Consider the following 24,346-nt stretch of genomic DNA (forward strand, 5'->3'; position numbering starts at 1 on the left):
CTCAAGTCTACCGCCCTGAAAACAAAAAGCCCCGAACTTTCGTTCAGGGCTTGAATATTTTGGCGCGAAAGCAATTATTTAGCTTTCAATGCCCCGGCTACCAAGGAACTCATCATAAGTACCTTTGAAGTCATTAATACCATCTTTGGTTAATTCAATAATACGTGTTGCTAAAGACGATACAAATGCACGGTCATGGGACACAAAAATTAATGTGCCTTCATATAACTCTAACGCATTGTTTAATGACTCAATCGATTCCATGTCCATGTGGTTAGTCGGTTCATCAAGTAATAATATATTTGGTTTTTGCATAATTAGCTTACCAAAATACATACGACCTTTTTCCCCACCAGATAACACAGTCACTGACTTTTTGATATCGTCAGAACCGAACAACATACGGCCTAAAATACCACGAACAGATTGGTCGTCGTCATTCTCTTTGCGCCACTGGCTCATCCACTCAAACAAGGTCATGTCATTAGCAAAATCAGCTTCGTGATCTTGAGCATAATAACCAATGTTATGGTTTTCAGACCACTGAATCGTACCTTCATCCTGTGGAATATCATGGACTAGTGTGCGCAACAGTGTTGTTTTACCAATACCGTTTTCGCCCAAAATAGCGATGCGCTCGCCCACTTCAACCATCAAATCAAGTTTACTGAATAATGGTGTGTCGTACCCTTTGGCTAGGTTTTCAACCACTAGCGCATTACGGAACAATTTCTTTTCTTGTTCGAAACGAATAAACGGGTTAACACGACTTGAGGCTTTAATTTCATCAAGTTTAATTTTATCTATTTGTTTAGCACGTGATGTTGCTTGCTTGGCTTTAGATGCGTTAGCAGAGAAACGTGCCACGAAGCCTTGAAGCTCAGCAATTTGAGCTTTTTTCTTAGCATTATCAGATTGTAAACGCTCACGAGATTGCTGCGCTGCAGTCATGTATTCATCATAGTTACCAGGATAAACTCGCAGTGCACCGTAATCTAAGTCAGCCATGTGAGTACACACTGAGTTTAAGAAATAACGGTCATGGGAAATAATAACCATGGTACTGTTACGTTGGTTCAACATATCTTGTAACCAACGAATAGTATCGATGTCCAAGTTGTTGGTGGGTTCGTCAAGTAACAATAAGTCTGGATCTGAAAACAACGCCTGAGCCAACAAGACTCTAAGTTTAAAGCCTGGCGCAATTTCACTCATTAAGCCAAAATGCTGATCAGTGCCAATACCGACACCCAATAATAAGTCACCCGCGCGAGATTCAGCGGTGTAACCGTCCATTTCAGCAAATTCCATTTCAAGCTCAGACACCTTGATGCCGTCTTCTTCACTCATTTCAGGTAAAGAGTATATACGGTCACGTTCAAGCTTAACTTCCCATAATTCTTTGTGGCCCATGATCACAGTATCAATGACACTAAATTCATCAAATGCGAATTGGTCTTGACTCAATTTACCCATACGCTCATGTGGATCTAACGACACATTACCGCTTGATGGTTCTAAATCGCCGCCAAGAATTTTCATAAAGGTTGATTTACCACAACCGTTTGCACCAATTAAACCGTAGCGGTTACCGCCACCAAATTTAACTGATAGATTTTCAAACAGTGGCTTAGCACCAAACTGCATCGTAATGTTAGCTGTAGTAATCAAAATGAAATTCCAAATCGAGTATGAGTGTTAGCGCAATAAACCTAAGCTTGGTAACTATAAGCTAAATGGCTAACAGGATAATTAAAGTAACCGTTTTGCCTGACGCTATAAGAATAAGCAATATAGGACAAAGACAGGCAGAATCAAGCGCGACATTTTAGAGATTTTTGGACTATTTATCAACCTAAGCGAAATGATAGCTTAGCGAATCATAAAATGACGTCCTGTCTACTGAATGTCATCAATATCTAAACGTTATTTTAGCCTATTTTTAAATATTCAATTATATAATCAAGTCCACCAGTTATTGCCGCAACTTGGGCATCATTACATTCTTTAGCCGTTACATTAGGGCTATCCGGGTAAACTTCTGTTGTAGTATTAAAATGATTATGGGTAATACCAGCGCATAAACTGAGTTTTTTAACCGGATAATTAATTACCCCAAATTGCTCAATAGGCACCTCAATTAATTGGCCGTCATCATCTGGCGCGATATGGGTTACTTTAGCCACAGCATCAATAATTGCTTTTTGAAACTCAGGCGTTGGATTTTCAGAGTCGCCGACTAAATAAAAGCCATCAGGAATAATACCCGCCTCATACTCTTTACCATCTCTTGCTGACAATAGTGGTCTAAATTCACATTCGTCTGTGTCGGTAGTTTCATGCAAATCAATATGTGCGTACACCTCACCTAATGAGGCAACAAAAGCCATTAAGGCTGCAGACTCTTCGGCAGGGCTATCAGCATAAAATGAGCGATTCGGGTCAATTGCTTTAGGGTTCCAACGATTGACCGTTTCATATCCCCATGGGCTAATACAAGGTGCCACGGCAATATTAAAATATTGGCTATAGTGCGCGGCTTTAGTGTCTAAAAATTGAATGGCACCATGAACACCACTGGTTTCATAACCGTGTACCCCACCGGTGACCAGTATGGTCTTTTTAGTGGCAGTCCAATTTTTAGTTTTAAAGGCAAACAAAGGATATTTAGCCGCATCAAATGTTAGTGCGCCATAATTAACCTGTTCAAAATCTGCTGATAAAGCGGCAAACTTGCTGATCACTTCATCTTGATAACTGCGCTTAATGGTAACTTGGGCTAACCATTGTGCTTTCTCTGACTCATCCCAAGGTTGCCCCGGCGTGCCAATTGGAAAAACTGCTTCTTGTGTCATAAACCCTCTGCCTTTAGTGACATCATCTTTTTTCAGGCAAGCATATTAACTGATTGAGTCCTGCAGATCGATTAATCACCTAAGGAAGTCGTCGACATTGCTGTAAACCACTGACTACCTGTACAACAATCACGCTTAATAACAAATGACGACTGTCGACTGTCGACTGTCGAGGAGATAATTAATGAGCCTAAATCAAATAGAAAAATACTTTTGATAAAGTGAGCGGGAGTTGAGATTTATTGCCAGTATAACAAGGTGATAAGTTGAGTGGTGAGCGCCTAAACTGAATTTACCGACTGCGAACCAGTTTGTTGCAGCAGTCGGTATGTTTAAAGGCGATAAAGAGGGTGTTAACTGCCTTATTTTTTCATCGGAATCGCGTTTTTAAGCCCATCAACTAACAAGGTAGAAAACACACTGTTATGTGTCTGCCCTGGTAAAACGGTAGATTGAATATGTAAACCAGCATAATTTCGCGATTTTAGCTGTGCATCAAATTCTTGCATCTCATCAACCATGGTTTTTTCTTCGCTACCTATATACATAAATACATTGGCCTTCATGGCCTTATTGTTTTTTGCATAGTCGTTTTCTAAGCGAAACATCACTTTTTTGTCATACCAAAACGATGGACTGCCTAAAATGTAATAGTTAAATAACTCTGGATTCGTGATTAACATATTGGCTCCTAACAAGCCGCCATATGAATGGCCAACAAATATTTTTTTATCTTGTTTGATACGATATTTTTGACTAATTAATGGTAACACTTCATCTGAGATAAAACTGATGTACTGCAAAGCCTTACCAGAATGCTGTTGAGCTTCACGAGAGTGTCCCCTCTTTTCATTTGGTGCATAGGTTGGCGTGAAGTCTCTGGTACGGCTAATGAAAGGGTTTTCTCCCTTAGAGTATGAAATCCCCACAATAATAAGATCCTCAATATCACTGCCCACCATAAGGTGTACAACACCGCTCGCCACTGCAAACGAGTAACTTGTATCGTTAATCACGGCTACTGGATATTGTTTATTATTTTTTGAGTAGTCTCTAGGTAGGCGAATATATAATTCGTATTCTAATCCGCTTGCTTCAGATTTAAGTTGTACAGTATGGGTATTGTTAATTTTAAACTCAGTCGCTTCCTCAGCTAATAACGAGGCAGAATAAAAGACCCATACCGCAAGTAGTAATTTACTGTAATTGAACAACATCATTATCCTTAATTATGTGAAGGCGTAATCCAGTTAACACCTTAATAGAATATAAAAATTTGTTTACTAAAATTTTTTAGCCCGCTAACTTAAGTGTTAGCAATTTCATTGTCAACACTCCTTTAACGCTAAGTTTTACGCCCCATTAGCACCAGTGAGATACCACTTAAAATGATTGCCCCGCTAGCGATTAAATGCAGGCTTAATGTTTCATGATTAAACACAACACCTCCAACGGCGGCAATAAAAGGCACACTTAATTGCAGTGCAGCGGCTTTTGATGGGGTAAGCCCTGTTAACGCCTTATACCAAATAGCGTAACCAATACCTGAGGTCAGCGCACCGGACACTATGGCTAATATGACTCCATCATAATGCGCACTTTGCAGTGTATTGCTTAGGGTTAATTGCACTGAATTAACATTCATAGCCAAACTTAATATGACTAACCCGGCCAGCATTAAAATCACACTTCGGCTAAAATACTCGGCAGAATCTAACACGGAAGATTGGCTTTTGCGCCCTAATAGAGAATACATTCCCCACGCCACACCACTTAATGCCATGAGTATCATCGACCAATATTGAGGCGTGCCGATATTAGGCCACAACAAATATCCAAGCCCGATAAACGCAATGACACTGCCGACAACTTCAATTGTCGTGGGTCTTTGCCCTTGAATAACCGCAACCACATTCATTGATAATTGTACTGCACCAAATAAAACCAGCGCTCCCGTTGCGGTATCTAACGACAAATAAGCGATAGAAAATAACCAAGCATAGGCCAGTAAACTTAACGCCCCTAGCCACTTACGCCAGTTGTAAAATGGATGATGTTGATACGAATGCTGCTTAAGGGAGGTCAACGAGTCTGATAACTTGGCTGGTTTTTGTTGATATAAATGCATGCAACCAACAATAAACCACAGCGTTAATGCACCAGATAATAATCGAATTAAGGTAAATGAATCGGCATCAATTAAGCGGGCTTCCCCCCCGCCTAGTGCCATACGGCTTAATACAGAATTAGCGGCAAACGCCACTAATGCTGTCAAGGTTAAAGCTGCCGTGACAAGCGATGATGGCGTTAAGGGTTTTTCAGACAAGTTAACTTACCTTTTAAGGATTTTTATTTTTAGTGAAGGTGAATTTATTAACAAACCAACCAATTGTGGCTAATTGGCGAGTTTGTGATAAGCCAAAGTAAATACAAATCCACGGCGATATAAGCAAAAACCAGGGTAAACCCGCAGTCGAGCGACCACTGAAAAACAGATACAAAAAACCAGCGTAGATCACAATCACACCCAAGATACCCACAAGCAGCATGACCTTTTTAATCCACACTTCTATCATTGTAATGTTCACTTTAGTCCCTTCATAAAAATGTTATCAATAGCTATATTATGCTTATACCGATGCCAATATATAAGTTTAGTCCACACAAAAGCCGAGCTAGGCTCGGCTTTGGGTCAGCATAATAACATGCTTAAGTTTACAAGCGAATGCCGCCGTCAATTTCAACTACACGGCCATTTACATAATCGTTTTCAATGATAAAACCCACGGTAGAAGCAATTTCAGGTGCTTTATCTAAACATCCAACAGAGCCGTTAAATAAATGAGCAGATAGAATTAGGCTCTATGTAGCCATGTAATTTGTATAAAGCTTTATTAAATAAAATAAAAGAAAATAAAAGAGAAAATAAAAGATGCCACCCATGATTTTGATCTTGCAGAACTCGGTCTGGCCAAGGGTAGTTAACCCGACTGGGTGATAAGAGCCGCAAGATAGCACATTACATACTCATCAAGGTTGTTGTTAACGATGAAGAATTGGCTCAGTCCAACCAGTGCTAGCCCGAATAGGCCAAGGATAGGATAAACCTAACCCGCATGAGTGTTTCAATTGACAGGCGCAGTGGTACGGATTTCATTACGGGCACAGCTTGACTGTTAAGCCCGCTTCTCTTATAAAAATTGGGGCAGTACAACCGCTTATAGCGGTAAATGAGTCACATTAAAAGCAATGACAAGTGTGAAGCAATAGAATAGAAAACTAACGCCAAAAGCTTTGGGTGAGCAGAGTATTATCTTGACTCACCGGGAGCGTCCATATATGGCCATGTTATTATTTGTTAATTTATATTTTAGCCCTCTCTATTCCCATTTCGTTAAGAGCCTGTTTGTATTTTTCAATTAGAAACATTTCCTGGCTAACCATTTCATTAAAAGTATTTCTTAATAAAATAACTGTACTTCTTTGATTTTTTTTCTCCAAAGATTCGCGCGCCGAAAGAATTGTCAAAATACGATTTAAAGTTGACTCAACACCTTGAGCCTGATGTTTGTATAGTTTGGAGAGGGTAAACATTGTATCAAAATCAATTGCTGAAGATAAACTTGAAGATTTTAGTGTTTGCCAAGATCCATTATCCAAAGTTCGCTGCACCACACCATTAGGCATTAAACTCCATATCATTTCACCATTCTCGGTGAATAATGCACTATTAATAGCATTATTGTTAAGCGATTCGTTCAGATTATTCAGTACTTTTTCGTGATATGGAAGCCACTCATTGAGTGCTTCCATATTTGATTTAAGTTCAATTCTTACCATTGCCATGGCTAGGTTTATTTGCTGTTCTTCTTTAAGTTGACCTCTATATTCATTAAGGAACAAAGCAAGTAAAACGCTAAAAATAATTAATGCTGGTTCGAAAACCAGTTTTAGGATATTTTTTTTTGTAAGAAATTTTGTTGATTTCATTTATATTCCTAAAAACACTGACACAGGGGGTTAGCTGGACATTGTGTATTTGATTTCAATACTTAATTTCTCTTTTAAAAAATTGTTAACTCTTTCATAGAATTTTTTTGCTGTGTCATTTAATTCAAATGCACACGCAACAACTATTGAAACTTGCTTTCCCTTATCTTCAGGAAATTCTTCACAAAGTTGACCAGATTCTATAAAACGAATGTATGAATTAATTTTCGCTTGCAACAATTGTTGATGCTCTAAATCATCAGACCAATCTAAATGGTCAGTAATCAATAAAACGACTTCATTATGCTCTTTAGAAGAGACTACCGAATCAATTTTATTGGTTTCAGTTATAGCCATACCTCTCCTGACCAGCTAACGCCGCCGTCAAGAGGGCCTTGTTATAACGTTTATACAATTGTATATGACAACGTTAATTTACTGCCCAGCTTTACAACTGCTTGATTTACATAAGCTGGAACATCAATGATACGCTTATCATATTCTGAAACGAACGATATAAAAATATCCGTCTTTTCCTTGGATATACTGCAGCCTTCCATGAACAACGAGATGAGGGAAATATTAGCCTCACTCAACGGAACAATACCAGTAGGGCTCTTTGTCTTGAAATGCGTACCGAACTCAGACTCAGGAATAACCTGCCTTAGTATAACTACTTGTTTTTCAGACAGATCCAAAAATCTAAAGCTTATTTCTAGTTCTATATCAGAGTCCATTACCAGTGATCCAATGGGTTATAACAGCTTATTGAACGACTCGACCAATAATGCCGATCGTTTAAGTTATTGATTTACAACATCCTACATTTTCTATGTCTTTGAAGTAAAGCAATTTAATGACTGTTGCACTCAAACAAGAAACTAAAATTGCGCGTTAAAAGTGTCGGCGCCAAATGTAAAAAATAAACCAAGTAAGATCAATATATTAGAGCAGCCCTATTTTTCTCGACATAGTCCTTTAGACTGCTTTTCGTTCACTTATTATTGTTATTCCGTCAAAACCCATTATAACTGTATATAAATACAGTCCAGGTAACATAAAGGGGGACTTGCTTGCGGCGTGCCTTAGACGCATTGGTATTAAGCAGCAGACTAAATAAAGATAAATACTCATCAGCAAAAAGCCGAGCTAGGCTCGGCTTTGTTTAAGGATAATATCAAGCTTAAGATTACAGGCGAATGCCGCCGTCAATTTCAAATACACGACCATTTACATAATCATTTTCAATGATAAAACGCACCGTAGAAGCAATTTCATGGGCTTCACCTAAACGTCCAACCGGTACCATTTTTGTCATGCGCTCTAACGCTTCAGGTTTCATCGCTGCGGTCATTTCGGTAGCAATAACCCCTGGTGCCACTGCGGCTGAACGGATATTGTAACGGGCTAATTCTTTGGCCCAACCGACAGACATTGCTGCAACACCTGCTTTTGATGCTGAATAGTTAGATTGCCCCATGTTACCTGCTTTAGCTAGGCTTGAAATATTGATAATCACGCCTTGCTGGCCTGTTTCAATCATGGCTGCAGCCGCTTCACGGCCGCACAAAAATGTGCCGGTTAGATTGACATTAATGACTGACTGAAACTTTTCATAGGACATACGCTCAATCACTTTACCGTCTTTTGCCTTAACCATTAAGCCATCGCGCAAAATACCGGCATTATTGATTAACACATTAATATGACCAAAATCTTCGCGAATAAAATTGAACCCCGCAACAACATCGTCTTCGTCGGTAATGTCAAACGCATAACCTTGCACTTCAGTTATTGCACCTAAGTCTGCACACGCTTGCTCAAGTTTTGCTTGGTCTACATCGATAAGCGCCAATTTTGCACCTTGGGAGGCTAAATCATGCGCCATAGCAAGACCTAAACCACCCGCGCCACCTGTGATGACGACAACCTTATCTTTTAATTCCATTACCGAGTCCTTTTACTTTTTATTTTGATTGGCAAATTGTTCAAAAATGCTAGAAAAATCAAGACGACCATGACCTTGACGAGCATGGTTAACATATAAACTACGCGCTAATGCGCCCATTGGGGTACTTGAGTTTGAACCTAAGGCAGTTTGTTGTGACAAGCCTAAGTCTTTCACCATTAGATCAACCATAAAACCACCTTGATAGCCTTTTGATGATGGCACATTTTCCATCACGTCAGGACAAGGGTTATATTTTTCAAGCGTCCAGTTTCCGCCGCTGCTGACTTTCATGATATCAGACAATACTTTAGGATCTAAACCGTTATCTATGCCTAATTGCAAAGACTCGCTGGTGCCGACCATTAATACTGATAACAGCATGTTATTACAAATTTTAGCAATTTGACCTGCGCCGACCTGGCCAGCGTGGAAAATATTTGCGCCCATTACCGTTAATACCGTTTGAGCCTGGGTAAAAGCCGCTTCTGTGCCACCGCAAATAAAGGTCAATGTCCCTGCTGCTGCGCCTGCTGTGCCACCAGAAACTGGAGCATCCATAAAGGCGAGGCCTTTTTCAGCGGCTTTAGCGCCGACTAATTGCGCTGTGGCGGCATCAATGGTTGAGCAGTCAATTAATAAGGTGTCTTTACCGACAACATCTAATAAACCTTTATTATTGTCATCGCCCATATAGATACTTTGAACGTGTTTGCCCGCTGGTAACATACTAATGACATAGTCGGCTGACGCCGCTGCGCCACACGCTGTTTTAGCGCTTAATGCGCCTTGGTCGGTTAATGTTGCTACGGCCTGTGGATTAAGGTCAAATGCCGTTACCGTCATGCCCGCTTTAATTAAATTGGCCGCCATAGGGCCGCCCATGTTACCTAATCCAATAAATGCTACTGTTGCCATGTTTAATTCCTTTTAAAAGTCTTTTAATGGGTGGTTATTTGCTTGCCAAGGTGAAGTCAATAAGGCCGATAGGGCGTCATCTGTGACGTCTGCCACATCAGTAAAACGCCATTGTGGATTACGGTCTTTATCAATAAGCAGCGCCCTTACTCCTTCACAAAAATCGCCATGAGAGCAACAGTTAACGCTGACACCTAGCTCCCATTTAAAGCAATCTGCTAAGTCTAATTCTGTACCCAGTGCTGCTTGAGCAAACACTAAATGCCAGCTTAATGGGCTGCCTGCTAATGCGGTTTTTTGTGCCCGTTTAAGCCAGTCTAGTTCGGTTTGTAAGCTAGACAATTGATGGTGAACATCTTCAATATCACCTGACATGAGCAAATTAATCTGTTGCTGGAATTGTTCTAGTGGGCTGTCGCCAAGCACCACTGAGACTTTATTTTGCATCGAGGTTAATAGCTGTGTTAATGCTTGATGATTCACATCAGCATTATCATTCCAGTGAATATCAGCTAGGGCATCAAACAGCGGCTCTTTGTCATCACTGGCTAGAAAATGAGTACCGACATTGACGTACATGGCATCTGCCGCGTTCATGTTGTACGCCGTCAGCCCTAAAAATAGCCCGGTTTTACCTGGCATGCGATTTAAAAAGTAGCTGCCACCCACATCTGGGTATAAACCAATAGTCACTTCAGGCATAGCAATACGGCTGCGCTCGGTTAATACACGATGGCTGCCGCCGGCCATTAAGCCTAATCCGCCGCCCATCACAATGCCATCGCCCCACACTAGTACTGGCTTGCCAAACTGATGTAGCAAATAATCTAACTGGTATTCTTGAGTGAAAAACTCACAGGCTTCGTCAGTCATTTTATTTGGGTTAGCGATTGAGGCATGATAAATAGCCCGCACATCACCGCCGGCACAGAATGCTTTTTCGCCGCTACCTTCTAATACCACTAAGGCGATATCATCATTGGTTTGCCATTGCAGTAATTGAGCGGTCATCGCCTTCACCATATCGATATTCAGTGCATTAAGCGCTTTTTCGATATTAAGGGTGACGATTCCGATAGACTTACCCGATAATGTGCCGAGAGTTTGAAATATGACATCTTGGGTCATTAGCAGTTTCTCCAGTTTGGTTTACGCTTTTCAAGGAAAGCATTAACGCCTTCGGCTTGATCTTCTGTATCGAATAGGCCGATAAAAAGCTCACGCTCTAAAGGTAAAGCCTGTGCGCGTGGCATTGTGCGTCCAGCCTGAATTAAGGTTTTACATACCGACACACTGCTAGGTGATTGACGTGCCACTTTTGCCGCCAGTGCAATAGCCGCATCTAAGGCTTGTCCTTGCTCAACCACTTCTTCCACCAAACCAATTTTTTCAGCTTTAGCGGCATCAATGCGTTCGCCGCATAAAATCATCCGTTTTGCCCAGCCCTCACCCACCAAAGCGGTTAAGTTTTGCGTACCGCCAGCACAGGGCAATAAGCCCACACTGGCTTCAGGTAAGGCCATTTGCGCTTGCGCTTCAGCAATACGGATATCACAGGCTAAAGCGACTTCTAAACCACCGCCCATGGCATAACCATTAATCGCGGCGATGGATACACCACGAAAAGCACTTAATGCCTCAAATGCAGCACCAAAATGCTTGGCCATAGTGGCTGCATTGCCTTTGTCGCCATCGGCAAATAAATTTAAGTCAGCACCCGCAGAGAAAAACTTCTCGCCCTGGCCGGTAATAACCAAAGCATAAATCTCTTTATTGTCATTTAACTCAAGCACTTTAGCGGTTAGCGCTTGTAAGCTTTGCGCAGTCCAGGTGTTAGCTGGCGGGTTATTCATTTTAATAATGGCGGTATTTCCGTCAATACGCACCCAAATAGCTTCTGTGGTCATTGTGATAGCCTTATCGTCCGTTGAAATTGTCTAGTTTGAATGATTAGCGACCCGATTAACGAATTGGGTGAGCGTTTTCATCCAGTAATCGACGGGCAATAATCAACCGCATAATTTCGTTGGTACCCTCAAGAATTTGATGCACGCGCACATCACGGAAATGACGCTCTAACGGATATTCACGAATATAGCCATAACCACCATGAATTTGCAGTGCTGCATCACAAACCTGAAAACCAACATCAGTTGCAAAGCGTTTTGCCATTGCACAATAAGCACTTGATTCTGGATCTTGCATGTCTAATTTAAACGCCGCTAATCGCACCATTTGGCGCGCAGCAACTAATTCTGTCGCCATATCAGCTAACTTAAATTGTAATGCTTGAAATGCCGCTAACGGTTTGCCAAATTGCTTACGCTCATTCATATATTGAGTTGCGCGATCAAGTGCAGATTGCGCCGTACCAATAGAACAAGTGGCAATATTGATGCGCCCGCCATCTAAGCCTTTCATCGCAAAGGTAAACCCTTGGCCTTCTTCACCTAAAAGATTAGTCACCGGGATGCGGACATTTTCAAAACTGATTTGTCTTGTTGGCTGTGCATTCCAGCCCATTTTATCTTCCGCTTTGCCGTAAGATACACCCGCTGCATCGGCCGGAATAACAACCGCAGAAATGCCTTTAGGGCCAGCTTCGCCAGTGCGGCACATCACCACTAATAGCTCGGTTTCACCCGCGCCAGAAATAAACACTTTTGAACCATTAATAATGTAATCATCACCATCGCGCACCGCTTTAGTTTGCAGTGATGCGGCATCACTGCCTGAACCCGGTTCAGTTAAACAATATGAGGCTAATAGCTGACCTGTGGTGAGCCCTTCTGACCATTGACTGCGGACAGTCTCAGATCCCCAGGTAGTCACCATCCAGGTGGCCATATTGTGAATAGTTAACATGGCGGTGGTTGCGGTGCAACCGTAAGATAGCTCTTCAAAGATAATTGAGGCATCTAAACGTGATAAGCCCATACCGCCTTCAGACTCTGGTGAATATAATGAGCAAAAGCCCAGTTCACCTGCTTTTTGAATCACGTCTTTAGGGAAGTGGTGCTCTTCATCCCATTTAGCCGCAAACGGAGTTAATTCATCGGCGGCAAATTGACGGGCAAGATCAGCAAATTGGCGTTGATCTTCATTTAAATTAAAATCCATTGAGGGACTCCTAATTTGTTATGTTTGATGACTCTTGGGTCATTTGTTGGCAGGCCAAAGGGAATTTAACCTGCCATTAGGTCTTGTTATTATCTTAAATCTAATCGAAATATAAGCTTATTTAAGATTAATACTCATATTTGGACCGCTAACGGCGTCGGTTTCAAACCAACGTGAAGTAATGGTTTTAGTTTCAGTATAGAAACGTACCGCTTGCTTACCGTATGCGTGCTGATCGCCGTAAAAACTGCCTTTCCAACCCGTAAACGAGAAGAAGGGTAAAGGCACAGGAATTGGCACGTTAATACCCACTTGGCCGACTTCTATTTCGTGTTGATATTTGCGCGCTGCGCCACCCGATGCGGTAAAGATTGAGGTGCCATTGCCGTATGGACTGTTATTTACCAGTTCAATAGCATCATCTAAATTGTCAGCTTCCATACAACATAAAACAGGGCCAAAGATTTCTTCTTTGTAGATGCTCATGTCTGTAGTGACTTTAGAAAACATGGTTGGGCCAACCCAGTTACCTGACTCATAGCCTTCAACGGTAAAGTCACTGCCATCTAGCAAGCATTCAGCCCCTTCTTGTTTGCCTTGCTCGATTAAGCTTAATACCCGTGTTTTAGCCGCTGGGCTAATCACTGGGCCATAGGCCGCATCAGCATCATTCCATAAACCTGGACGTACTTTGGCTAAGGCTTCTTTTAATTCTGGGATCCACTCTTTTGCTTTACCGACAAATATCGCCACTGAAATGGCCATACAGCGTTGACCTGCTGCGCCAACTGAAGCGCCAACAAGGTTATTAATCACATGTTGTTTGCTTGCATCAGGCATGATCACGCAGTGATTCTTTGCCCCAGCAAACGCTTGCACACGTTTAAGGTTATCTGTACCTGTTTTGTAGATGTATTGACCTACCGCGACAGAGCCGACAAACGAAATAGCCTTGATGGCTGGATCACGCAGTAAAATATCAACCGCCACTTTGTCACCATGAATAAGCTGTAATACGCCTTTTGGCGCACCTGCTTCAACAAATAACTCCACTAAACGTTGTGGTGTCATCGGGTCTTGTTCAGACGGTTTTAAAATAAAGGTGTTACCGCAGGCAATGGCTAATGGGAACATCCATAAGGGGATCATCGCAGGGAAGTTAAATGGCGTAATACCAGCACAGACGCCAAGCGGTTGGGTGTAGCTGTAGGTATCAATATTGCGGGCAACGTTTTCAACGGTTTCGCCCATCATTAATGAGGCAACATTACAGGCGTGTTCCGCTACTTCAATACCGCGCCATACATCGCCTTTAGCATCCTCAAAGGTTTTACCGGTTTCTTGGGCTAGAATAGTCGCGATTTGATCGTGGTTTTCTTTCAACAGGTGCTGGTAACGTAACATCACCCGAGCACGTTCTGATACTGGCACTTCTTTCCAGGTTTTAAACGCTTCTTTTGCACTGTGAATTGCTTGCTCAACTTCAGCAGGTGTCGCCGCGTTAATTTTAGCAATCACACCATTATTAATGGGGTTAGTGACATCGATATTTTGCGTGCCAGTACCCACTGTGAACTCGCCATCAATATAATGTTTTACTTGTATGGTCATAATATTTCCCTTTGAACCAGATTAAATCGGGGTAAGCATTAATGGCGATGATGTTGTATTTATCCCAATCACTTGGTATCGGGTTATTGCTCATTAATGCTTGTCTTGTTGAATGTTATGTTTTCTAAATCGTACTCAGCGTCAAGCGCCTTATACTTTATACTTCAATCGCCATGGCCACGGCTTCACCGCCGCCAATACATAATGACGCTACACCACGATGTAATCCGCGTGCTTTTAATGCGTGAATTAAGGTCACGAGCAAACGTGCGCCAGAACAACCAATTGGATGACCTAATGCACATGCTCCGCCATTAACATTGACTTTATTGGCGTCTAAACCAAGTTCAGAAATCGCTAACATAGTCACCATGGCAAATGCTTCGTTGATTTCGAATAAATCAACATCATCCTTAGTCCAATCTACTTTACCAAGCAATTTGTTCATCGCGCCTACTGGTGCGGTAGTGAACATGGCTGGCTCTTGTGAGTGTGTGGTATGGCCTTTAATAGTAGCTAAAACCGCTAAGCCTAAATTGGCGGCTTTTTCACGGGTCATCAGCAATAACACCGCGGCACCATCAGAAATTGAGCTAGAGTTGGCTGCGGTAATAGTGCCATCTTTAGTGAATGCTGGACGTAAACTCGGAATCTTTTCAGGACGGGCATTACCCGGTTGTTCATCGGTATCAATAACAATATCGCCACGGCGATCGCTAACTGTTACCGGAGTGATTTCAGCTTTGAAGGCACCTGAGTTAATCGCATTGTTGGCTTTTTCAAGTGACGCTAAAGCAAAGGCGTCCATTTGCTCGCGGGTTAAGCCAAAGTCATCTGCGGTTTTCTGAGCAAATGTGCCCATAGCGCCACCAGTGTAGGCATCTTCTAGGCCATCTAAAAACATATGGTCCATCACTTTGCCATGGCCCATACGCATGCCACTGCGCGCTTTATCAAGAAGGTACGGTGCCTGACTCATGCTTTCCATGCCACCAGCAATAACCACTTCACTGCTACCCGCTTTAATTAAATCATGGGCTAACATGACGGTTTTCATTCCTGAACCGCAGACTTTGTTAATCGTAGTCGCACCAACTGAAAGCGGTAAACCTGCGCCTAATGTTGCTTGACGAGCTGGCGCCTGACCTAAACCTGCTGGTAATACACAACCCATAAGCACTTCATCAATACTGGCTGGTGATATACCGCTATCGGTAATTAAACCTTGAATAGCGGCGGCAGCCAAGGCTGGGGATTTCACTGATGAAAGTGAACCTTGAAAGCCCCCCATTGGGGTGCGCTTTGCTGCAACAATGACGATATCTTGAGCCTGATTGGCCATTCCAGCTTGCTGTGAACTCATAACTACTCCAATAAAAACTAATTATCACAAAAAAACATAATATCACTTTGACGTTTACGCGAACGTAAAGCAAGTAATAATTAGTCTAACAAGTGGATGAATTTCGGTCCATGTGTCAGTGAAGATTTACACCAATAAATAGACGCTTAATCAGGAATAATTGAACCTAGCGTTATCACGGGGAGTTGAGAGAAAAATTAAACACTTTTAAGGTAAAGTTGAACTTGATTTCGACCTTGATTTTTAGCTTGATACATCGCCAGATCGGCTTTTTTAACCAAATCGGCAAAATGCTGCTCACTTGAATAATGGTCCCAATTTGAATAGGTGCTATTTGAGGCAACAGCAACACCCAAACTAATTGTAAACCCAACGGTAACGCCACTAAACTTGAAAGGCTGTTCAGCTATCACGTTCCTTAAACGCTCAGCAATTTGCATAGCTTCATTGCTATCAACATTGGGCAGAATGCATAAAAACTCTTCACCGCCTATCCTGCCAATAATATCGGTTTGCTTAATATAACTTTGACTACGACCTACTGCGGCAGCTATCGCTTTATCACCAATGTCATGACCAAATTGATCATTTATTTTTTTAAAGTGGTCAATATCAAACATTATTAATGCTAAAGATTGATGGTGTTCTTGGCATTGTTGTAAACGTTTTTGTCCTTCTTGGAAGGTAAACCTGCGATTCGCGATACCGGTTAAAAAATCTGTTTGTGCACGTCGAATAAATTGTCTTCTCGAATAAATTAAGAAAATCACCAACACAGCTAAACTTGCGGCAATGACGATAAAGATAAACATAGATAACTTGGTTATTCTTTGCTTATCTATTTGGCTGTTTAGGTTTAATTGATTTATCGACAACTCTTTTTCAAGCAATTGATTTTCATATTGAGTCATTTTAACATTATGATTGAGTGAAGCTAACACCACATCATTGGAAACGGCCTGTTCGATATGATTTTTTTCAACAGCTATTGCAGAAAACAAATACTCTAACGCAGTAAAATAATCGCCTTCAGAAGAGTAGTATATCGATCTAACTTGCTCAATTAAGGTCGCTGATTGGCCATTAAGACCATCTGAATTAAGAAACAGCTCTGCTGTTTGCCCTGCCGATGCAATATCTTGATAGTGAAATAAGCTTAGTGCCAATAAGCCTAAGTTTTCAGTAACAAATAAAGCTTCCTCGGTTTCTGTTGAAGCATCATTGGCCATTTCAAATGATTGAATTGCAGAGGAATATTCTTGTCGCCCAAAGTGGTAACGACCTTGATTGAAGTAATAGAAAAATGGCAGGTCTTTATTATTTTTCATTTGCACCATTAACGCTGACATTTGCTTGAGGTAATCGACGGCACGTTTCCATTTAGTCAGCATAATCGCTTCGCCAACTAGATTGTGTAACATGTTAAACATACTCTTTTTATCATCCGCTTGCTGCCAATGATTGAATGCCTGTTGAAAATATTCTTCCGCTTGCCTGTGCAGGTGATTATCACGATAAACCGCGGCTGTCGCATTAAAAATCATTGCCAATTTATCGGGCGCTAATTGATATTTTTTGGCAATATCTAAGGCTTCGGATAAGTGCAAAAGGCCGATATCAAAATTATCCGCTTGGTTAAAGCAATAGGCTGTTTGCGTTAATGCATGGACTAATTGGTCTTGATCTGATTGTTTCCGGGCTAATTTGACTGCGTTAATTCGATCAGGACAATACTGTTTATAATCGTTGGTCTGCAAGGACACTATAAGAGAACGAGCCAGATAGGCTTTAACCAACAGTGAGGGTTTAGGGGTGACTAACAGTAAATCTATGGCTTGTGAGTAACTGTCAAAAGCCTTATCAAGTTGCTTATTTTGCTGTTGCGCTGCGGCAAGGTGAAATAATAACTGGGCTTTTTCATCAGCTGAGCCATGACTAATAAGCGAAAGTTGTTGAGTAATATAGTCAATTTTTTTGGCTGGTACATCAATGCGAGTTAAATCTTGTTCAATTAAGCTTAAATCAGGTGAATTTGCCGCAATACTTATTGACCCATATAGGTAAGCCAATAACGCTATGCCTTTAAAGACAGCACAGTAACGTACAAACTGGCGAGTTATAATTGCCGCTAAATTGAACATAGCCTTAAATTCATCTCAAAAGATCAACCGTATCTCTAACATAGCGCTAATTTAAATCAATTGGAAACACCTATTTAGACATTATCAGCAATTAATTTTTAGCCCTATTCAATAGCGATTACCCTTTAGCTTGCTTACTTTCCCACGGTGTCATCTTGCTCATGTCCGATAGGTCATACGGCGTTAACTGGTAAACATAATAGTTAAGCCAATTACTGACCAGCAAACTGCCATGACTGTGCCAACGTGCTATTTGATCCTGGTTTGGGTCATCGTTACGATAATAGTTTAAGGGGACATTTGGATTCAAACCTTGGGCTAAATCACGTTGATATTCATCGTTCAAAGTGCCTTTTTGGTATTCAGGGTGTCCCATAACGAATAGATTTCGGCTATCACGGCTTAAAACGATATAGGCACCAGCTTCAGCTGACTCAGCTAAAATTTCAACGTCATTATTGCGGCGAATGTCTTCAATGTTAATTTCGGCAAAACGCGAATGCGGTGCATAAAATTCATCATCAAAACCACGTAGTAAAGGATGTGGTTCAGTTGCCCTAACATGATTAAACACACCCGAGCGTTTTTGGTCTAATAAGCCACGGTTTATGCCATATAAGTGAAATAATCCAGCATGTGCCGCCCAACACAAAAACAATACCGAGGTCACATGCTTTTGGGACCAATCGATAATTTCTTTAATGTGGTCCCAGTAGACAACATCTTCAAAGTCAATTTGCCCTAAAGGTGCACCAGTAATAATAAGCCCATCATAATTATTGTGTCTAACATCTTCAAAGTCGCGATAAAAGGTATTCATGTGGTCAACCGAGGTATGTTTAGACTCTTTATCATGAATACGCAGTAAATCGACGCCAACTTGTAATGGCGTATTACCCAGCAAACGAAGCAGTTGGGTTTCTGTCTCAATTTTATTGGGCATCAAATTCAAGATAAGCACCCGCATAGGACGAATGTCCTGATTTGCTGCGCGAGTTTCTGACATCACAAAGATATTCTCTGACTCTAAAATACCTGCTGCGGGTAAATCATCTGGAATTCGAACCGGCATACTACATCCCTTACCTAATTATTAATCGACAAATACCGCTAAAATTATCGCTTTACCAGATCAACAACCACTGTTAATGGTTGTGGATTATTGATATCTACGGGATAAGATTGCGTATTAATAAACCACAATTCATCGGCAACAGTGATCCGTGCACTGATGGCATAACGATGACCTGTTTTAAAAGCATCCATTGGCACCACAAACTCGAAAGGCGTGACACCTGTTACCGGGCTAATTTCATATTCCGCTAAAATTTCAGCCTTAACATCTTGCAATGACACGTCCTGTAATTGGATTTGGATCACAGAATCAGCAGGTAGTGCAATGCGTTGTTTATATAACACTTCACCCACTATCTGACTATTTTGAGGCGTGGTTTGGCACCCTGACATAGCCGCAATCATCGCTATAACGCACATTATCTGTTTAATCATGACTCACCTGCTTTTATTAAGTGACGTCGCATTATAATACATTAAGACGTCTAGAAGTCTACACTTCCGATATTGAAAAATTTTCGTGCTTGTTATCCACGGAGGTTATTTCTATCATAAACCTATCTTTAGGAAATTGAGCACCAATTACCCCCATGACCACCATCGCAACCGCTATGATTATTGGTGCTAGCTCGCAGCTAAGTAAAGAATTAGCCAGCCAGCTTGCTACTCAAAAGGTAAAATTGTTGTTATTTGTGCAACAACCAGAGCTGTTAACCGAATTTGCTAAAACACTGCCAGTATCAGTAGAGGTCTTACCGCTTTCGATTGCCGAGCCAGCAAAGCTAATAGAGCAAATAACCACAGCATGGCAACAGGAAAATGGCGCCCATTTGGTGATAGTCAATACCGGCATGAATGGTTACGATGCCACCCTTCCTTGGCAATTAGAACAAGATATTATTGACGTGAATGTAAAAGGCTTTGCCGCTATTTGCCACTGTGTATTCAAATTGATGATCGAACAAGGTTACGGTCAGTTGGCAGCGATTAACTCAATAGCAGGACAGCGAGGCGGGCCAAGCATGGCTTATCATGCGTCTAAAGCCTTTGCCGCTAATTATTTTGAAGGCTTAAGCATGCATGCGCAGCGTTTAAAGCTACCTATTACCATTAGTGACATTCAATTAGGCTTGTTAGATAAAGCAGCATTGCAACAAAATCAGTTTTTATTAGCCCCTTTAGATAAAGTCGCTAAACAAATTTTGATTGCTTTGCAAAAGGGAAAACGCCGGGTATATGTGACCAAACGTTGGCGTTTTGTTGCTTGGTTAAATCGCTTATTACCCGAGTATATTTATAATACTCGTCATTGGAAGCCGAAAAAAAACCAGCGTAAATAACACCATCACGCTAAACGAAAATAGGAGCCATTTGGCTCCTATCTTTATACAGCTTGATTACGTGTTATTAGAACTTGTAACCAACGCTAACCATATAAACCCATGGGTTAATGTCGGTATCAACTGAAAGCGCTGCGCCACCAGCAGTGAAGTTTACATCGGTTGATATATCTGCATACCAGATAGAAGCATTAACTAACCATGCTTTATTGATATTGTAGTCTAAACCTACTTGTGCTGCTAAGCCCCAAGAATTGGTTAAGCTCAGGTTATCTAGGCCTAAATCTTTTGCTTCTTGAGTAAAGTCATTATCAAAGAAATTAGTGAAGTTAACACCTACGCCAACATAAGGACGTAATTTAGATTGAGCATCACCAAAATAGTACTGTGCTACTAAGGTTGGTGGTAAATGCTTAGTTTCAGCAATCTTACCTAAAGCCCCTAATGATACTTCATGACTAAATGGTGTTGCCGCTAGTAATTCAACGCCCCAGTTGTCAGTTAGCATATAACCAAAGTTCAAACCGATTTGCATGTTGTTATCAACACCAAACTCAGCCACATCAGCAACAACTGGGCTAGACTCATTTGGAGCAACCACAACCGCACCCGCTCTGAAAATAAAATCCCCTGCTTGATGAGCAACTGCTACAGAAGAAACACCGGCAGATAATAAACCTGCTGCAACTAAACCTAGGGCCATTTTTTTATTCATCTTCATACTCCATTAGGGTAACAACTAGATGCTTTACACTACATCCTTAACATTTGCCGTCACTCTGCCAGAATTATTTATTAACATCATTGATTTAGATCAATGATTCTAGCTACACATTTAGGGGTATAGCTAAATGATAAATTTCCTTGATTTAGATCACAGTTAATTAGCTACACACACCTTTAATTCCTATGTAAATAAACATGTCGCTGCGTCAATAAATAAGCTTGATGTCCGAGTTAAAATCATCCTTGTAATAAATATTCTTCGGCTTTTTCAATACTGCGAGGTTTACCCACAAGCATTAAAATATCATTACGGCGAAATACCCAGTCATCTGGTGCGGGCTCAATTTCAGAGCCTTTTCTTCGCACGGCTCGAAGCTCAACTTCCAATTGATGCCATGGAATGTCCGCGACTTTTTTACCGACACTGCTGGCGCTGGTACTTAACGACACTGCATGTAATAAGTCCAAAGTAAAATCTGTTTCGGTGCCGGAGAAAAAACCATGTAAGTATTGATAATGATTACGTCTTTCAGATTCAAGCCGCTTAATAATACGCGGTAAAGGTACTCCGCACTTATAGAGCACTTGCGACACTAACATCAGACTACCTTCAAGCGACTCAGGTATAACCTGTGTTGCTCCAGCCTCTTTAAGCTCTTTTAGATTAGAATCATCTCGGGTGCGGATAAGTATTTTAGCATCAGGGGCTAATTTTCGACTTACCGCTAACGCCTCCTCTGCTTGACGCTCTTCGGTGAACGTCACTACCACCATACTGGCCTGGCGGATCCCAATTCGCTTTAAAATGCCCATTTTACAGGCATCGCCAAAATAAACCGGCTCACCCGCTGCTCGAGACTCTGTAACACGGATAGGATCAAGGTCTAACACAATGTAATTGATCGCTTCGGTTTTTAAGAAACGTGCGATGGTTTGCCCTACACGGCCGTAGCCTAAAATCACCACAAAGTCATCATCATCGCCGCCAGGTAAAGTAATGGTTTGCGACTCCATGCTTTTAGATGGTTTTCCGCCCTTAAACTTCTTGGCAATATCGACACTGTGACGGATTAACCAGGGGGCGAATGACATTGAAATAACGGCTACTGCAACTAATACGGTGCTAACTTCAGTGTCTAATAACTGATAGTTAACTGCCAAGGCCAACAACACAAAACTAAACTCACCGACTTGCCCCAAACTGATGGCTGTGCTTAATGCCACTTTGGCGTGTTCACCCGCCAGCTTTAACAAGCCATAGACGATTATTATTTTAAGTGCGACAGCGGCAATCAAGATGGTCAATATTTGCCACCAATATTGCATCACCAAATTAAAGTCCAGCATCATCCCTATTGAGATAAAAAATAGCCCCATCAGCAAATCTCTAAATGGGCGAATATCGGCTTCTAACTGGCGACGATACTGGCTTTCTCCAAGTAGCATACCGGCAATAAACGCCCCTAATGCCATCGATAACCCTACCCACTGGGTAAATGCCCCCGTCAATAAGGCAACAACTAAGGTCGACAACACAAATAACTCGTTAGAACGTGAGCGAGCGACTTCATCAAAAATACGCGGCAAGACCCACTTACCAAATGACATTAATCCCAAGAAGGCCAAAATACCGGTCAGCAGAGCATACGCAATGCTATTTAAACTCATCTGGCTGCCATCATTTGCCAGTAAGGGTAATAAAATTAACATGGGTACTACGGCTAAATCTTGAAATAGCAAAACACTGACCGACAACTCGCCGTGGCGTCGTCTTAGCCAGCCTTGCTCGTTCATTAGTTTCAGTACAATGGCGGTAGAAGATAATGCGATAGCCGAGCCAATAACCACAGCAGCAACCAAATTCTGACCTAATAGATAAGCCACACCACCGGCTATAAAAGCGGTGACAATAACTTGCGCACTGCCTAAGCCAAATACAGTACGGCGCATTGACCATAAACGCGGAACAGAAAACTCAAGGCCTAAGGTAAACATCAGCAGCACCACGCCAAGCTCGGCAACATAATGCATTTCATGTTGAGTAAACCAGTGAAAACCACTAGGTCCGCTGATCACACCCGTCAAAAGATAAGCAAGAATAGCTGGCAGTCCTACACGCCCTAAAATAGCAATCGTCGCAATGGCGATGACTAGCATGAACAAAATATGAATAAACATATTGTTTTCCATAGGCAAAAAACTCCTTGTCAAGAAACTGTCGAAAAGCGTTACATCTTGTTTATCAGAATGACAACTAAATTACAAACACTTAAAAAACATAGGAAAATCACTTTAGGCATACAACTTGCTTAATACCTGTATCACAGTGTAACGTTTTGGAGTAACCCTATGGACTTTGCTATTGCAACCGAACTTTTCCCAGAAGAATATGGGTATAGGTCAAACACCTATCTACGAATGGAGCCTGAACTTGATCTAGTCCAAGTCATCCAGCAATTACATGCAAGTTTAGATCCTCGGACAGTATTTGCCTGTTATGGCAAAATTGTCGGTCAACATTTGCCGATAAAAGCCCTGCAACTGTTCACTGCAGATCAAAAGTTTACCTGGGGACGTCACAATGGTATTGAGTTAGTGCGTCATATCAAAACTGAATCTGACACGCTAAAGATACATTACTATCTTTCTGTGCCGCTCAGCCCAATACAGATGAAACTACTTAACCATATTGAAGCATTAACTCTGCAGCCATTTAGTAATGCACTTAAGTATCAACAGGTATCTAACCAGGCTATGTTTGATGCATTAACAGGACTTGGTAATCGTTATTACTTTAGAAAATCGATGCATAAAAGCATTGCCAGAGCGCAGCGTAAACAAGGCCATGTGTCGTTAATCGTATTAGATTTAGATAAATTTAAACAACTTAATGACCAATTTGGTCATACTGTTGGCGATAAGGTACTCACAGGCTTTGCCGCACTAATTAATGATGCCATACGAGATACCGATCAGGCATTTCGCATTGGTGGCGATGAATTTGTCGTTATCACCGAAGGTGGATCACCCGCTGCAAGCTTAGTATGCCAACGCATTATTGATAACTTACCTCTGCACCCAGAGTTAATGGAATATAATGTTAAGTGTAGCTTAGGTATAGCTCAATCGCGTGCTAAAGAAGATTTGACAACACTTTATGAGCGCGCCGATAAAGCCATGTACAGTGCAAAAGCGGCCGGTAGAAACTGTTTTAGAATTTGTGCTGACACGCAATAGCTAGCATAAAAATCATCACAATG

General features: G+C 41.5%; 22 protein-coding genes and 1 pseudogene. 2 read left to right on the plus strand and 21 right to left on the minus strand.

The window, feature by feature from the left end; all coding sequences use genetic code 11:
• Positions 1–78 precede the first annotated feature (78 nt).
• From FJ709_RS11825 to FJ709_RS11915, 19 genes and pseudogenes are all read right to left on the minus strand, one after another.
• Complete coding sequence (locus FJ709_RS11825; protein WP_226410259.1) at positions 79–1,671, minus strand: ABC-F family ATPase; 1,593 nt, start codon at positions 1,669–1,671, stop codon at positions 79–81.
• A gap of 260 nt (positions 1,672–1,931) precedes the next feature.
• Entirely contained in the window at positions 1,932–2,855 is a 924-nt protein-coding gene (locus tag FJ709_RS11830) for a M14 family metallopeptidase (RefSeq protein ID WP_226410260.1), read from the minus strand.
• 362 nt (positions 2,856–3,217) lie between these two features.
• Entirely contained in the window at positions 3,218–4,075 is an 858-nt protein-coding gene (locus tag FJ709_RS11835; RefSeq protein WP_226410261.1) for an alpha/beta hydrolase, read from the minus strand.
• A gap of 125 nt (positions 4,076–4,200) precedes the next feature.
• Positions 4,201–5,181, minus strand: coding sequence for a DMT family transporter (locus FJ709_RS11840; RefSeq protein ID WP_226410262.1), 981 nt, complete (start codon positions 5,179–5,181; stop codon positions 4,201–4,203).
• Between the two features lie 13 nt (positions 5,182–5,194).
• The gene (locus tag FJ709_RS11845) at positions 5,195–5,431 is read right to left on the minus strand and encodes a hypothetical protein (RefSeq protein WP_226415963.1); all 237 of its coding nucleotides are present in this window, start codon (positions 5,429–5,431) and stop codon (positions 5,195–5,197) included.
• A gap of 139 nt (positions 5,432–5,570) precedes the next feature.
• Positions 5,571–5,681: pseudogene (locus FJ709_RS11850) on the minus strand (short chain dehydrogenase); the annotation flags it as partial.
• A 537-nt stretch (positions 5,682–6,218) separates the two neighbouring features.
• A complete protein-coding gene (locus FJ709_RS11855) occupies positions 6,219–6,845 on the minus strand; it encodes a hypothetical protein (RefSeq protein WP_226410263.1) in 627 nt (208 codons plus the stop codon).
• A 30-nt stretch (positions 6,846–6,875) separates the two neighbouring features.
• The gene (locus tag FJ709_RS11860; protein ID WP_226410264.1) at positions 6,876–7,202 is read right to left on the minus strand and encodes a DUF6572 domain-containing protein; all 327 of its coding nucleotides are present in this window, start codon (positions 7,200–7,202) and stop codon (positions 6,876–6,878) included.
• A gap of 50 nt (positions 7,203–7,252) precedes the next feature.
• Complete coding sequence (locus tag FJ709_RS11865; protein ID WP_226410265.1) at positions 7,253–7,582, minus strand: hypothetical protein; 330 nt, start codon at positions 7,580–7,582, stop codon at positions 7,253–7,255.
• 452 nt (positions 7,583–8,034) lie between these two features.
• Positions 8,035–8,793 (minus strand): SDR family oxidoreductase, encoded by a 759-nt coding sequence (locus tag FJ709_RS11870; protein ID WP_226410266.1) that lies wholly within the window; start codon positions 8,791–8,793, stop codon positions 8,035–8,037.
• A gap of 12 nt (positions 8,794–8,805) precedes the next feature.
• Positions 8,806–9,711 carry a 3-hydroxyisobutyrate dehydrogenase gene (gene mmsB, locus FJ709_RS11875; protein ID WP_226410267.1) on the minus strand — a complete coding sequence of 302 codons (906 nt, stop codon included), beginning with the start codon at positions 9,709–9,711 and terminating at the stop codon, positions 8,806–8,808.
• Positions 9,712–9,723: 12 nt separating this feature from the next.
• Positions 9,724–10,839, minus strand: a complete 1,116-nt coding sequence (locus FJ709_RS11880; protein WP_226410268.1) for an enoyl-CoA hydratase/isomerase family protein — start codon at positions 10,837–10,839, stop codon at positions 9,724–9,726.
• Positions 10,839–11,618: an enoyl-CoA hydratase gene (locus FJ709_RS11885; RefSeq protein ID WP_226410269.1), complete on the minus strand. Its 780-nt coding sequence runs from the start codon at positions 11,616–11,618 to the stop codon at positions 10,839–10,841. Before FJ709_RS11885 ends, FJ709_RS11880 begins: the two co-directional genes overlap by 1 nt.
• Positions 11,619–11,673: 55 nt before the next feature.
• A complete protein-coding gene (locus FJ709_RS11890; RefSeq protein ID WP_226410270.1) occupies positions 11,674–12,831 on the minus strand; it encodes an acyl-CoA dehydrogenase family protein in 1,158 nt (385 codons plus the stop codon).
• Positions 12,832–12,948: 117 nt separating this feature from the next.
• Positions 12,949–14,442, minus strand: coding sequence for a CoA-acylating methylmalonate-semialdehyde dehydrogenase (locus tag FJ709_RS11895; protein WP_226410271.1), 1,494 nt, complete (start codon positions 14,440–14,442; stop codon positions 12,949–12,951).
• A gap of 157 nt (positions 14,443–14,599) precedes the next feature.
• Entirely contained in the window at positions 14,600–15,784 is a 1,185-nt protein-coding gene (locus FJ709_RS11900; RefSeq protein WP_404830055.1) for a thiolase family protein, read from the minus strand.
• A 218-nt stretch (positions 15,785–16,002) separates the two neighbouring features.
• Positions 16,003–17,946 carry a tetratricopeptide repeat-containing diguanylate cyclase gene (locus FJ709_RS11905; RefSeq protein WP_226410273.1) on the minus strand — a complete coding sequence of 648 codons (1,944 nt, stop codon included), beginning with the start codon at positions 17,944–17,946 and terminating at the stop codon, positions 16,003–16,005.
• A gap of 118 nt (positions 17,947–18,064) precedes the next feature.
• Complete coding sequence (metA, locus tag FJ709_RS11910) at positions 18,065–19,018, minus strand: homoserine O-acetyltransferase MetA (protein ID WP_226410274.1); 954 nt, start codon at positions 19,016–19,018, stop codon at positions 18,065–18,067.
• Positions 19,019–19,062: 44 nt separating this feature from the next.
• The gene (locus tag FJ709_RS11915) at positions 19,063–19,455 is read right to left on the minus strand and encodes a YbaY family lipoprotein (protein WP_226410275.1); all 393 of its coding nucleotides are present in this window, start codon (positions 19,453–19,455) and stop codon (positions 19,063–19,065) included.
• 155 nt (positions 19,456–19,610) lie between these two features.
• Here FJ709_RS11915 and FJ709_RS11920 point away from each other — a divergent pair, with 155 nt between their 5' ends.
• Positions 19,611–20,360 carry an SDR family NAD(P)-dependent oxidoreductase gene (locus FJ709_RS11920; RefSeq protein ID WP_226410276.1) on the plus strand — a complete coding sequence of 250 codons (750 nt, stop codon included), beginning with the start codon at positions 19,611–19,613 and terminating at the stop codon, positions 20,358–20,360.
• Positions 20,361–20,427: 67 nt separating this feature from the next.
• On the opposite strand, the gene ompW is transcribed toward FJ709_RS11920, so the two are convergent.
• Together ompW and FJ709_RS11930 are read right to left on the minus strand one after the other, a co-directional pair.
• Entirely contained in the window at positions 20,428–21,075 is a 648-nt protein-coding gene (ompW, locus tag FJ709_RS11925; protein WP_226410277.1) for an outer membrane protein OmpW, read from the minus strand.
• A 248-nt stretch (positions 21,076–21,323) separates the two neighbouring features.
• The gene (locus FJ709_RS11930) at positions 21,324–23,276 is read right to left on the minus strand and encodes a monovalent cation:proton antiporter-2 (CPA2) family protein (RefSeq protein WP_226410278.1); all 1,953 of its coding nucleotides are present in this window, start codon (positions 23,274–23,276) and stop codon (positions 21,324–21,326) included.
• 159 nt (positions 23,277–23,435) lie between these two features.
• On the opposite strand from FJ709_RS11930, the gene dgcS reads away from it, so the two are divergent.
• Entirely contained in the window at positions 23,436–24,323 is an 888-nt protein-coding gene (gene dgcS, locus FJ709_RS11935; RefSeq protein ID WP_226410279.1) for a diguanylate cyclase DgcS, read from the plus strand.
• Positions 24,324–24,346 lie beyond the last annotated feature (23 nt).

Source organism: Shewanella glacialimarina (assembly GCF_020511155.1).
Lineage (GTDB): Bacteria > Pseudomonadota > Gammaproteobacteria > Enterobacterales > Shewanellaceae > Shewanella > Shewanella glacialimarina.

Excerpts from the sequence above, each read along its gene's own strand:
- FJ709_RS11830 (WP_226410260.1), bottom strand. The coding sequence starts at position 2,855 with ATGACACAAGAAGCAGTTTTTCCAATTGGCACGCCGGGGCAACCTTGG.
- FJ709_RS11835 (WP_226410261.1), bottom strand. The coding sequence starts at position 4,075 with ATGATGTTGTTCAATTACAGTAAATTACTACTTGCGGTATGGGTCTTT.
- FJ709_RS11845 (WP_226415963.1), bottom strand. The coding sequence starts at position 5,431 with ATGATAGAAGTGTGGATTAAAAAGGTCATGCTGCTTGTGGGTATCTTG.
- FJ709_RS11855 (WP_226410263.1), bottom strand. The coding sequence starts at position 6,845 with ATGAAATCAACAAAATTTCTTACAAAAAAAAATATCCTAAAACTGGTT.
- FJ709_RS11860 (WP_226410264.1), bottom strand. The coding sequence starts at position 7,202 with ATGGCTATAACTGAAACCAATAAAATTGATTCGGTAGTCTCTTCTAAA.
- FJ709_RS11865 (WP_226410265.1), bottom strand. The coding sequence starts at position 7,582 with ATGGACTCTGATATAGAACTAGAAATAAGCTTTAGATTTTTGGATCTG.
- FJ709_RS11870 (WP_226410266.1), bottom strand. The coding sequence starts at position 8,793 with ATGGAATTAAAAGATAAGGTTGTCGTCATCACAGGTGGCGCGGGTGGT.
- mmsB (WP_226410267.1), bottom strand. The coding sequence starts at position 9,711 with ATGGCAACAGTAGCATTTATTGGATTAGGTAACATGGGCGGCCCTATG.
- FJ709_RS11880 (WP_226410268.1), bottom strand. The coding sequence starts at position 10,839 with ATGACCCAAGATGTCATATTTCAAACTCTCGGCACATTATCGGGTAAG.
- FJ709_RS11885 (WP_226410269.1), bottom strand. The coding sequence starts at position 11,618 with ATGACCACAGAAGCTATTTGGGTGCGTATTGACGGAAATACCGCCATT.
- FJ709_RS11890 (WP_226410270.1), bottom strand. The coding sequence starts at position 12,831 with ATGGATTTTAATTTAAATGAAGATCAACGCCAATTTGCTGATCTTGCC.
- FJ709_RS11895 (WP_226410271.1), bottom strand. The coding sequence starts at position 14,442 with ATGACCATACAAGTAAAACATTATATTGATGGCGAGTTCACAGTGGGT.
- FJ709_RS11900 (WP_404830055.1), bottom strand. The coding sequence starts at position 15,784 with ATGGCCAATCAGGCTCAAGATATCGTCATTGTTGCAGCAAAGCGCACC.
- FJ709_RS11905 (WP_226410273.1), bottom strand. The coding sequence starts at position 17,946 with ATGTTCAATTTAGCGGCAATTATAACTCGCCAGTTTGTACGTTACTGT.
- metA (WP_226410274.1), bottom strand. The coding sequence starts at position 19,018 with ATGCCGGTTCGAATTCCAGATGATTTACCCGCAGCAGGTATTTTAGAG.
- FJ709_RS11915 (WP_226410275.1), bottom strand. The coding sequence starts at position 19,455 with ATGATTAAACAGATAATGTGCGTTATAGCGATGATTGCGGCTATGTCA.
- FJ709_RS11920 (WP_226410276.1), top strand. The coding sequence starts at position 19,611 with ATGACCACCATCGCAACCGCTATGATTATTGGTGCTAGCTCGCAGCTA.
- ompW (WP_226410277.1), bottom strand. The coding sequence starts at position 21,075 with ATGAATAAAAAAATGGCCCTAGGTTTAGTTGCAGCAGGTTTATTATCT.
- FJ709_RS11930 (WP_226410278.1), bottom strand. The coding sequence starts at position 23,276 with ATGGAAAACAATATGTTTATTCATATTTTGTTCATGCTAGTCATCGCC.
- dgcS (WP_226410279.1), top strand. The coding sequence starts at position 23,436 with ATGGACTTTGCTATTGCAACCGAACTTTTCCCAGAAGAATATGGGTAT.